Source organism: Paenibacillus sp. FSL M7-0134, from assembly GCF_038007865.1.
In the GTDB taxonomy this organism is placed as follows: domain Bacteria; phylum Bacillota; class Bacilli; order Paenibacillales; family Paenibacillaceae; genus Paenibacillus; species Paenibacillus polymyxa_B.
This window is the reverse complement of the sequence record NZ_JBBOXV010000002.1, coordinates 1574202-1585780: the sequence shown is the minus strand read 5'-3', so window position 1 is coordinate 1585780 and position 11579 is coordinate 1574202. Positions and strand designations below refer to the sequence as shown.

The 11579-nt window shown below is 43.9% G+C and carries 11 protein-coding genes and 1 other annotated feature; of the genes, 2 read left to right on the top strand and 9 right to left on the bottom strand.

Annotated features, from left to right (window positions below):
* Positions 1–7: 7 nt before the first annotated feature.
* From NSQ58_RS22935 to NSQ58_RS22910, 6 genes are all read right to left on the bottom strand, one after another.
* Positions 8–352, bottom strand: coding sequence for a DUF3024 domain-containing protein (locus tag NSQ58_RS22935; RefSeq protein WP_233903857.1), 345 nt, complete (start codon positions 350–352; stop codon positions 8–10).
* A 235-nt stretch (positions 353–587) separates the two neighbouring features.
* Positions 588–1559, bottom strand: coding sequence for a glycoside hydrolase family 43 protein (locus NSQ58_RS22930; protein ID WP_023988074.1), 972 nt, complete (start codon positions 1557–1559; stop codon positions 588–590).
* 40 nt (positions 1560–1599) lie between these two features.
* Positions 1600–2985 carry an arabinan endo-1,5-alpha-L-arabinosidase gene (locus NSQ58_RS22925; RefSeq protein WP_023988073.1) on the bottom strand — a complete coding sequence of 462 codons (1386 nt, stop codon included), beginning with the start codon at positions 2983–2985 and terminating at the stop codon, positions 1600–1602.
* Between the two features lie 80 nt (positions 2986–3065).
* Positions 3066–3908 carry a carbohydrate ABC transporter permease gene (locus NSQ58_RS22920; RefSeq protein ID WP_023988072.1) on the bottom strand — a complete coding sequence of 281 codons (843 nt, stop codon included), beginning with the start codon at positions 3906–3908 and terminating at the stop codon, positions 3066–3068.
* Between the two features lie 27 nt (positions 3909–3935).
* Positions 3936–4826 carry a carbohydrate ABC transporter permease gene (locus NSQ58_RS22915; RefSeq protein ID WP_023988071.1) on the bottom strand — a complete coding sequence of 297 codons (891 nt, stop codon included), beginning with the start codon at positions 4824–4826 and terminating at the stop codon, positions 3936–3938.
* Positions 4827–4919: 93 nt separating this feature from the next.
* The gene (locus NSQ58_RS22910; protein WP_023988070.1) at positions 4920–6263 is read right to left on the bottom strand and encodes an ABC transporter substrate-binding protein; all 1344 of its coding nucleotides are present in this window, start codon (positions 6261–6263) and stop codon (positions 4920–4922) included.
* Between the two features lie 509 nt (positions 6264–6772).
* Here NSQ58_RS22910 and NSQ58_RS22905 point away from each other — a divergent pair.
* Positions 6773–7702 carry an ArsR/SmtB family transcription factor gene (locus tag NSQ58_RS22905; RefSeq protein ID WP_023988069.1) on the top strand — a complete coding sequence of 310 codons (930 nt, stop codon included), beginning with the start codon at positions 6773–6775 and terminating at the stop codon, positions 7700–7702.
* A gap of 58 nt (positions 7703–7760) precedes the next feature.
* Here the strand turns inward: NSQ58_RS22905 and NSQ58_RS22900 are convergent, their stop codons facing one another.
* Both NSQ58_RS22900 and NSQ58_RS22895 read right to left on the bottom strand, forming a co-directional pair.
* A complete protein-coding gene (locus NSQ58_RS22900; RefSeq protein WP_339201844.1) occupies positions 7761–8471 on the bottom strand; it encodes a DUF1361 domain-containing protein in 711 nt (236 codons plus the stop codon).
* Positions 8472–8566: 95 nt separating this feature from the next.
* A complete protein-coding gene (locus NSQ58_RS22895; RefSeq protein WP_075154043.1) occupies positions 8567–9175 on the bottom strand; it encodes a DUF1349 domain-containing protein in 609 nt (202 codons plus the stop codon).
* A gap of 189 nt (positions 9176–9364) precedes the next feature.
* Positions 9365–9603, top strand: a binding site (T-box leader).
* Positions 9604–9646: 43 nt separating this feature from the next.
* Between NSQ58_RS22895 and NSQ58_RS22890 the strand changes: the two genes are divergently transcribed.
* A complete protein-coding gene (locus NSQ58_RS22890; protein WP_023988066.1) occupies positions 9647–10831 on the top strand; it encodes an aminotransferase class I/II-fold pyridoxal phosphate-dependent enzyme in 1185 nt (394 codons plus the stop codon).
* A gap of 176 nt (positions 10832–11007) precedes the next feature.
* On the opposite strand, the gene NSQ58_RS22885 is transcribed toward NSQ58_RS22890, so the two are convergent.
* Positions 11008–11568, bottom strand: a complete 561-nt coding sequence (locus NSQ58_RS22885) for a GrpB family protein (RefSeq protein ID WP_023988065.1) — start codon at positions 11566–11568, stop codon at positions 11008–11010.
* Positions 11569–11579 lie beyond the last annotated feature (11 nt).

Here is an 11579-nt window from a genome sequence, read left to right as displayed (position 1 = left end):
CACTTCGTTAACCTGTCCAAAAAATACCTGCTGGATCTATTTCTACCTGTTCGAGCTGTTCTTCAAAGCACGGATTAGGTGCAATCTCTTTTACGCGCTGCCAGCTTTCAGCCTCTTGCCGGGCATATACATGCCAATGATTTTCCTCCCAGCGAAATTGGACAATGTCCGTGCGATCCCACGACTCAGTTTCATTAGAAGGCCTTTCCTCCGTCAAGATCAAACAGTTATCCTCTATTTGATAAATGAGCCGCACGTCAGAACGCACGTAGCCTGGCACCTTTAGCGCAATATAGCCATTCAGCAGGTATTCAACCTTTTTAACGGTAAACGGATCAATCCGCTCGTTCACGAGATTTCCACCCCTTGATCAATTCGTAAATATTACGATTTAAATATAGCAGAAATCGAAGTTTTTGAAAAGAGTCCTCATTGCCGTCCCAAAAGCAAAAAGATATCCTCCAGCCTGAAGGCTCAGAAGATATCTTATTACTCTTGTTATACGCAGTCTAATCATAATTCCCTATGATTTCTAGAAAGTTACAGTACCGCTGTGCAACACGTCAACCATCTATAATAGATTTCGCTTATTTATCAACAGAAACGCCATCTGGTACTGGAATACCAAAATCAGGTGTTCCATCTTCCTTCCAGTTGAACGGCTGAACACGTGTATGACGATTCGGATCATACAGCGGGTCTCCAGTAATTTCCTTGTAGTTTCGGGCGTGATATACGATTACATCGCTACCGTCAGAAGCAACCGTAAAACTGTTATGACCTGGCCCGAATTGTCCTGTTTCCTCATTGGTGCAGAATACTGGCTCAGGTGATTTCGTCCATGATTTCGGATCAAGTAAATCCGCATTCTCATCTGCTGTCAACAGGCCCATGCAATAATTGTGGTCTGTGGCGCTAGCTGAATAACTGATAAAGATCCGCCCGTTCCGTTTCAGAACCGCTGCTCCTTCATTCACCTTAAAACCGATGATTTCCCAATCATATTCAGGAGTAGAGATCATGATCTGCTCACCGCGCAGCGTCCACGGATTGCTCATTTCAGAAATATACAGATTGGAATTACCGACGATGTCCGGGTCCTTCTGAGCCCACACATAATACAGAACTCCATTATGCTGGAAGGTTGTCGCATCGAGAGCGAACGTCTCCCAACGGGTTTTGATCTGTCCTTTTTCCACCCATTCCCCTTCTAGAGGATTAGCTGAATCATTTTCCAGCACGAACATCCGGTGGTCGAACAGGCCTTCCTTCGTTTCCGTTGTACGAGCTGCTGCAAAATAAATGTACCATTTGTCGTTAATATAATGAATTTCCGGTGCCCAAATGTTCGCACTTAACGGGCCCGTTTCATATTTGTGCCATACTGCGACAGGCTCTGCTGTACTCAAGCCTTGAATAGTACTTGCTCGTCGAACCTCAATGCGGTCATACTCTGGCACAGATCCGGTGAAATAATAGTATCCGTCACTATGCTTGTAAATCCAAGGGTCTGCCCGTTGCTCAATGACCGGATTATTAAAGGGTACAGATTGATTCATGGTTTTTCTCTCCTCTATGTGTAGTATGTAGTTCATACAATTAATCGCTGATACGTTTTCCCCAGATGGAAATTCCCTTTTCATTCATACCTGTGAAAATTAGAGTATGGCGACCGAGCTCCCAGTCCCATGAAGGAAGCAATAACAGTTCTTCCTTTGTTCCTTCGGATGTATTGCTCCAATCCATTGTTAGAGTACGCTTGCCATCAAAGCTCCAGTGACCTTCAAGAGAACCACTGGTTGCCCGCCCTCCATCTTCAAGACGGAGCGGTTCAGCTTCCACCTGACCATCTACTTCCTGCCTTATCACGATGCGCTCCCAGTTGCCGGATAATAGCCTTTTGGGTATATCCTGCTCCTTTTCCCCCGCATAGCGCTCCGGAGAGACGACCGGCCAGCCCTCTGCCGTCCATAATATTTTGCGTACATGCAGGTACGGCCAGCTCTTGTCCGTTTCTCCCCGCGCATGATGTACAATATAATAATCCGCACCGTCCTTCAGGACAGAATTGTGACCTGGCGCAACCCAGCCTTCTCCTTCGCTGAACCGATAACCGCCCAATACCTTGTTTCCAATCTCGTATTGAGGCAAATAGCTGGTATCTGCCATGTCATGTCCATTCATGTCCACATAAGGCCCTGTGATAGAATCTGAGCGAGCAACGCGAACATTGTAGTCCTCGAACAAAGAATCATACGAGACGAACAAGTAGTATTTACGGAACATTGGATTGTACACAATGTAAGGCCCTTCTACAGCACCGTCCTCAGTTGCCCGATCTCTGGCAGCGATATTTTTGCCATAGCCGGACTCTTTAAGCTTTCCAGTCAGGGGATCAAGCGGCGTAATGTAAATACCGCCGAAAAAAGAGCCGTATACCATCCATGGATTTCCCTCTGCATCCAGCACCGGATTGGCATCAATCGCATTCAGCTTGTCATGCTCTCTCGTTTTAACGACCAGCCCCTCATCCTTCCAAGGGCCTTCCGGGGAGCTGGATGTCTGCAATCCGATCGCAGACCGTGTGCTGCCAAAGGTAGAAGCGGAGTAATACATCCGATAGGTATCACCCATCTTGATGATGTCCGGTGCCCACAGATTGGTTGCTGATGACCACGCCTCCGCTTCCTTTGGAATGCCGGGGAGTGCATACTGAACCCAGTTCCAGTGAATCAGATCAGTCGATTTGCGTACCATAACACCAGGTCTCAATTCTCCACCTGTCTTTACATCCGTTGAGTAGACATAATAGCCTTGATCTGTTTTGATAATCGCCGGGTCATGTGCATTGTTAATGGTCCAGCGCTGTTCATCGTTAATCGTACTTTGATCATACAAGTGATCGGGAGGCGGAGCCTGCGGATACACAGGGTCCGGAGTGTTATCCCCACAGCCGGATAGACCCAGCATGAGCAGCATAACCATAACTGTTATTCTCCTCCTTCCTTTACCCATTACATATTGTGACTGCCTTACATCATTCATCCATACCCTCCAAGTGTCAATTAGCCTTTGACACCCGAAATGGCAACCGATTCAATAATTTGTTTCTGGAAGATCAAGAATATAATCAGTACAGGTAACAAGGCTATAATTGATGCTGCCATGATAAGCGGATAGTCCGTCTGAATGGCGTAAGTCGCATTAAAATTCGCGATAACCAGCTGCAGTGTCTGCGTTTCTGGTGAGTTCAAGTAAATAATCGGTGCCAAATAATCGTTCCAAATCCCCATGAACCATAAAATAAGCTGTGCTGCAACTGCTGGCTTAATGAGCGGGAACGTAATCGACGAATAGAGTCGGAAATAAGAACTTCCGTCAATTTTAGCAGCTTCGATAATGGCATCTGGTACACTAAGCAAGTACTGCCGCAGGAAAAAGATCATAACTACATTTCCGAACAAACCTGGAACAATCAGAGGCAGCAGTGTATCCACCCAGCCCAGTTTGGAAAACATCATAAACTGTGGAATCATAACCGTTGGGTATGGAATCATCATAGATGCGATGAGTGCCAGAAACAGTTTATTTTTATGAGGGAATCTCAGCTTTGCAAATGCAAAAGCGGCTACACTGGATGTAAAGGTACCTATAACGGTAACACTTACAGCCACAATCACACTGTTCTTGATCCCGCTTAACAAAGGTCCTGCTTCCCAAATTTCCTTATACTTGCCAAACTGGAACACCTCTGGTATCCATACTGGCGGAAGAGCAAAGACATCCTGCTTTTCTTTCACCGAAGTGGACAGCATCCAAAGCAGCGGCGCGATCATCACAATCGCTCCAATCGCTAGTACAATAAAGATAATGGTATTGGTAACTTTCGTTTTTTGACTATGGGACATAATCAGACTCACTCCTTTCCGCGAAAATCAATCCCCATCAAAGGACGATTTTTCATTCATTTTGAATTGAATCAAAGTTACGATAAAAATGAAGATGCCGAGAATCATAGCCATCGCGGAGGCATATCCCATTTGCAGGTTTTTAAATGCCTTATCCCAAATATAAAAGACGATTGAGGCGGACGAGTATTCCGGACCCCCTGTAGGTGTCATAATGTTCATTTCAGTAAAGATTTGCGAACCACCAATGATATTAGTTACGACCAGGAAGAAGGTTACTGGTTTCACCATTGGCCATGTAATATTGCGGAACATCTGGAATCCGCTAGCTCCATCTAGCTCTGCTGCTTCATAATAAGAGCGAGACACGCTTTGCAGGGCTGCCAAATATAGCAGCATCGTATAGCCGAGACCCTTCCAGACGGTCATGAGAATCAAGGCCGGTTTGACCGTATCCTTATCCATCAGCCAGTTAGGACCCTTAATACCGAATATTTCGAGGAATTGGTTCACCAAACCATAGTCTCCGTTGTATGCCCAGTTCCACATAATAGAAACGGCAGCCAACGAAGAAATAACCGGGATATAGTAAATCACACGAAATGTTGTCGTACCTGGAATCTTGCGATTCAAACCTAGTGCCAGCAGTAAAGCTAGTACAAGACCGATTGGAATACCCAGCATTAAGAAAAGAGTATTGTACATCGATTTATAAAAGAGCTCATCGCTAAATAAATCTTTAAAATTGTCGAAACCAATAAAATTCATTTGTCCCAATCCGTCCCAGTCTGTAAAAGAGCCGTATAACGAATAGACAAACGGGAATAACGTAAAGATTAGCAGACCGAGAATAGGTGGAAGAATAAATAAGTATCCATATATCTTCTCTTTGCGGTAGAGATTAGATTTGGTTATCACAGGGCTCACCTCTGTTTCTAATTTGGAATGAAGATGATGTTAGCAGCATGATATTTAGCCACTAACATCATCCTTTTTTCCTCTATTTACGCATTATTTCTGTGATTTTTTCTCTTGCTCCACCGCTTTATCCAGCAGTTTCTGCATTTTCGGTTGTTCTTGCTTCAGATAATCTGCCGCCGTAATTTTGCCGTCCAGTACAGGCTGAATATCCGTGAAGAAAATATCATACCATTCTGCATTATACGTATAGTTGCCTGGTAATGAGCGTCCATAGTCATTTACGATATCAATAAATTCCTGTTTATTGTTAGGCTTGGTTTTCGTATCTTTGGACCATTCATCAGCCATGTCCAGCAGATTCGGAATTTGTACCTTGGCATCTACCAGCTGCTTCATTCCTTCTTTGGAAGTGGTCAGGTAATTAACCAGTTCTACAGCTTCATCTGGATATTTTGTTTTAGAGGAAACACCGATACCCAGGGAACCAATCCATGTTGCCGATTTTCCAGTCGATCCGGCTGGGAACGGCAGCAAATCATATTCGAATGGCAGTTTTTCAAATGTACTCATATCCCAAGGACCTACCGGGAAGAATGCCATTTCGCCCTTCATCCAACGTTGGTATGTGTCCAATGTTTGCGATTGTTCAATACCAGGTGTGATTTTATATTTGTTTTGCATGTCAGCAAAGTACTGAAGCGCTTCCGCAAATTTCGGATCATCAACCGTTACTTTGGTTTTGCTCTCATCCAGCCAATCCGCCCCATTGCTCCATACAAAGGCTTGTAATGCCCACTGAACGTTAAAGCCTGTACCGTACTGATCTGGCTTGCCGTCACCATTCGTATCTTTGGTTAACTCTTGGTTGACCTTGATGAACTCATCCCATGTATACGGTTTGTCTTTATCAGGCAAAGGCACGCCCGCTTTTTCGAACATCGTTTTGTTGTAGCCAAGTGCGAATGGACCCAAGTCCTTCGGCATACCGTAAATATCTCCTTGACCGGCCATTTTACCGTCATAGCGATATAAATCCACACCGTATTTCCAAATGTTATCTAGGTTTATATCCTTATTCTTCTCAATGTAAGGGGTGAGGTTCTTCAGTACCCCACTGTTTACATAAGCTTTCACATCTCCAGGGTTAAAATAAAAAACATCTGGAAGATTATTTCCTGTGATCGCAGCTCTAAGCTTTGTAGCATATTGGTCCGCTGCTGTCACGACCATTTTAACCTTTACGCCAGGATGTTCCGCTTCAAATTTCTTAATTACTTCCTTATAAGCCTTTTGCTCATCTGTTCCACCACGGAACATGAATGTCAGTTCCTTGCTTCCATCACTACTGGAACTTCCCCCGCCACAACCAGTCAATGCAGCCATCATTAACAACAGAACAACCATTGCTATTGCAAAACCTTTTTTCTTTATCAACGCGACCCCTCCTAAATTTAAATGAAACCGCATACATTTGGTGTTAAAATAACTTCATACCACTCGGCCTAATCTTTAACTGTGCGGTACACAACCCGTTGTTGATTGCCGCTGTGATTATCATCCCTCTCATGTACCATATAATTAACATTTTACTTTATCAATAATGAATTCGTTTACAAACAAAATATAGCATGCCCTTCCTCAGTTCGTCAATGTATTTTTCAATCTTTTTAAATAATTATAAAACATAGATTAGAGTAATATGAAAAGCAAAATTAAATCGTATTTAAGTTAATTTTTATCTAAAAAACTAGAAATAAAACTTAAATACGATTCATTTATGAAATAATCTCTAATTTGGAGTCTAATTCACTCCCCTCTTTATTTAGTAAAAAAAATTTACAAAAAAGCAGTTTACTTCTTTTTGATTTTATTTTAACATAAATCAAAGTAAAAAATATAAGCGCTTACATCACAATTTTTATAGATAAGGATGGTCTATAGATATGATTTATATTAAGGACTTAATGTCAGGGTTAGATATTTTTAAAGCACTGGGGTCAGAAATCCGCATTCAAATTCTCGAGCTACTTGCTTATCAGGGCCAAAGTATGAATGACATTGCCAACAAACTTAATTTGAGCAACGGTACCATTACAATGCATATTCGAAAGTTGGAAGAATGCGGCCTTGTGGAGATCAATACCGTGAGCGGCAAGCACGGTACCCGAAAAATGTGTTATTTGAACAAGGATAAGCTGATGGTAGATTTGCGCAGCAGAGAACAAAAAAATGTGTATGAGGTTGAGATTCGCGTAGGTCATTATAGTAACTACCAAGCGTCCCCCACTTGTGGATTGGTGACCCGAGACAGCATAATCGGTGATTTTGATGATCCACGCTATTTTGCAGATCCCGGGCGGCTGGAGTCGGAAATGATCTGGATGGCCGAAGGTTTTTTGGAATACCGCATCCCCAACTATCTGAAAGCGAATCAATCCTTTAAGGAAATTCAATTCTCCGCAGAACTGGGCTCAGAAGCACCCTGCTATTGTGAGGAATATCCCTCTGACATTTGTTTTCATATTAACGGTATCCCTATTGGGCACTGGACCAGCGCCGGAGATTTTGGAGAAGTGCCGGGGGTTCTGAATCCAGATTGGTGGCCACCGCATTTGAATCAATATGGTATGCTCAAATTAATTCGCATCAATCAGCATGGCAGCTTCATTGACGGGTGCCGCATATCCGAAGTCACAATAGACGATATTAACCTTAACTATAAAAGCGACATTACACTCCGTTTATCCGTAACCGATCAATCGGAAAACAAAGGTGGGCTCACTATTTTTGGCAAAAGATTCGGGAATTTCAGTCAGGATCTGCTTGTACGCGTACTTTACGATGTGCACGGGGAGGACAACACTAACTCCTGACACTCTACATGTAAAAAAATAGGCCGAAGCCTGTATTCATTGAATACATGTCCTCGGCCTAAACATCCTGATTCTCACTTAAAGAGATATAGATCAATAAATAAAAAATGACTGCTATCCCAAACACCAGCCAGCAAAAGGACAGCAAATGAAGCCTTGGTCCTGCATGTACTCCCCATCTCCAAATATCCGCAAGGAGCACCAGTGGCTGCAATAATACATCCCAGCTATTCCAGCGAGCAAATCTGCCAATATATACGCCTATGCTGGCCAGCCACAACAACACAAAAACTACAGCCCATGCGAGTCCACCTGAACAAACCCTCCTCAGCATATGGTGGATCACCAATACACAAAGGGATGTAAGAAAAAGGCCCAGCCCTGCTGCTGAAAAAGACGTAAATAAGATAAACCAAAATTGTGTGTTCAACCAAAAACGTGTATCAGGATTCATATCGTAAAAACGAAACGCATGAAGTAACTCAGTCACCAAATAAAGAGCATTCGGCAGAAAAAACAACCATACAATTGAAGAAAAAAATAAAAGAATACTTCTCACTTTTGTACTTTGCAGTCTGGATAAAGCCATCATTCCCAGAGTGATAAAGACCGGAACCCAGGCCAGGAATATATCCCAGTACAGAAATTGATACATCCTCGTTCCGCTTGTGGACTGTAAATACATAATGAGTCCGAAACAGCCCAACGTAGCTACAAGCAGCACTCCCAACAAACTGGGCAGCTTGTAGCCCTTCCTTCTTAACAGCAAGTTTCCATCTACCTCCTGCCTGAGTATGCGTATATACGTCTTTTTAAGTCCTATTTTATAGCGCTTTCATACTTAGAGAGAAAGCCTTTGTCTATTTACTCCACATTTCGTATGTCCTCGGATACATGGTTTGTTATCGTCAAGGCATCAAAGGTAACAGCACAGCCCTCCCCCACCGGGGATTGAGCAACAACTCCAACTTTTAGCTGGTTAGGAACATTCATACCAAAATATCTCGCCAGCTTCCAATGCTGACCGTCTGATGAATAATGGAATGCAAAGCAATTTCCAGCTCGTGCCACTCGTAAATATGGATTGGACACGTCCATCGCCCCAGAGATACAATCATCGGATGTATCCCGAGTGACCACACTAAGAATAGATGGAGTGCTTTCAAAATATTCAAAACACAGCTTAGCCCAGTGGGTATCATCCGCCATCATCATCAAGCATCCTGAATCATAAGGCTGCTTCATATCAACACGGACCCTCGTCCATATTGTAAAATCACCTTGAAGCGTTGTATGCAAAAAGGGTGCGGACGATTTAGTCACTGCGCCAGACGGATCCCTAAAGAAATCTGCCTGTGAAGGTGCAGAAATTTGCAAAGACTTGGAATCATCGAATCTCCACTCAGCCGGCTCATTGATCCAGCTCCAATCCGCCGGCAAAACTTCACTGCTAAAGCGTTCAAATACGTTCATATGGATACCATTCCTCTCTGGCAATATAGTCATATAACACATTGAAATCTGGGGCACAATCCCCTTGATACCACTATATACGTTATTTTCCAGTCGTCAATGATGATGATGTGTCTTTAAAGTTTATAAAAAAAAGACTTGCCATCCTGAAATGTTGTGCTTATAATTACACCTAACTTGATACGGTAACAAATTTCAATGACGAGAACGAGTAAGCTATACAGCGGATTTGCAGAGAGTTGGGGCAGGTGAAAGCCAACATTCCGAGGGTAGCCGAACGCCATCTCTGAGAAGCGGGCTGAACCTGAAGTAAGCTCTGCCGCCTTTCCAGCGTTAACCGGAACACGTATTGATGGATACGTGAACAGAGTGTCATTTCCTATGGAATGAAACTAGGGTGGTAACACGGGTATAAACTCGTCCCTTTTACAGGGGCGGGTTTTTTTGTTTTTTAAAAAGGAGGAAATCATCATGACAAATGTATCGACAGCAGTATCAATAACCGATTTTTTGACTCCAGCTGTACGGGAAATGCCACCTTCAGGCATCCGTAAGTTTTTCGAATATAGTACAGGCAGAAAAGATATTGTATCGCTTGGTGTCGGTGAACCTGACTTTGTAACCCCTCAACATGTCAGAAAGGCCTGTATCACAGCACTGGAAAATGGTAAAACATCATACACACCGAATGCTGGTCTTCCCGAGCTTCGTGAGGAGATTGCCGGATATCTGGAGAGCAGCTTCAGCACATCCTACAACCCGACAGATGAAATCATGGTTACCATTGGCAGCAGTGAAGCACTGGATTTGGCACTACGCGCCCTGATCACCGCACACGATGAAATACTCATTCCGGCTCCATGTTATATTTCGTATTCACCCATCACGTTTCTGAACGGAGGACATACCGTAACGGTTGAAACCTCTGCGGATCAGCAGTTCAAGCTGACAGCTGAGGCACTCCAAGCCAAGCTGACTCCACGATCCAAAGTGCTTATTCTCTGTTATCCGAATAATCCGACGGGTGGGGTGATGACCTATGAGGATTGGCTACCGATTGCCCGCCTGGTTGAGGAGCATAATCTTGTCGTCATATCAGACGAAATTTATGCTGAACTGACCTATGGACAGAAGCATGTAAGCTTCGCTGCTCTGCCGGGAATGAAAGAGCGCACCCTGCTCATCAGCGGCTTTTCCAAAGCATTTGCGATGACAGGCTGGAGGGTCGGCTACGTGTGCGGCCCAAGAGAGTTGATTTCAGCTATGCTGAAGATTCATCAATATACCGCCATGTGCGCTCCTATTATCGGGCAAATTGCCGCAATTGAATCCCTGCGTAACGGGCTGGAGGAAAAAGATCGTATGATGGAATCCTACAATCTGCGTAGAAAATGGTTCGTTGAAGGCCTATGTCAGACAGGACTGCCATGTCACGAACCAAACGGTGCCTTCTATGCTTTTCCCTCCATTATGCACACAGGGTTAAGCTCAGAGCAGTTTGCCAAGCGGTTGCTGGAAGAAGAAGGAGTCATTACTGTACCTGGTTCCGCATTTGGCCCAGGCGGCGAGGGCTTTATCCGCTGCTCGTATGCATCATCACGAGAACAGTTGGAAATGGCTTTGGAACGCATCAGCGTATTCTTGAAACGTCTATAAATACGATTTTTCCTATCATGAAATAAACATGAGTACTGGATGAAAGTTACTTTAGCAGCTTCTGAATAAGCTTTTTCTGGTGTGCTGGCAAGCCTTCCGGCCATTCCCCTACACGGCAATCACAAATGTCGGAGATTTCGGCGCTTGGTCGGAAAGTATCCAGGAGTCCGGTCGTCCTAATCTTTAGGATGTCCGGTATTCAGAACATTTTGCACAAAATCAGTCTTGGCCTCCGTGTATGCTTCACGATCATGCTGATTTTCCATCGCCAGCCGTCTTTTTAATACATCATATTGCTGAATCAGCTCAGGCTGTTCACGAAGTCGATTCCGAAACAATAGCTGCTGATCCCAATGCTCATCAGATTTAAGCATGAGATGCAGATGTCCCTTTCTTTGATCCTGTTCCACTTTAACCAAAAATCTTCTCCATTCCCGACCGTCCAATTCAGGTGGAACATAGTTCCAGCCTGCTGGTTGTAAAGCAGATACGACCTGTTCCAGTTGATCCCAAGATTCTAATTTTGCCATAATATCAATAATGGGCTTAGCGGAAAGATTGGGAATTGCCGTGCTTCCTATATGTTCGATTTCCGTCACCTTAAACGGCAGTAATAACTCCCGCAACTGGTGAATGACCTTTAAGCCCTGCTCTGACCAGGCAGGATCAGCATTCACTATTTTTACAGGCTCCGTAGCCCACACCGGCCAATGTTCCTGGTTTTGCTCCTCATGCATTCATGATCCCC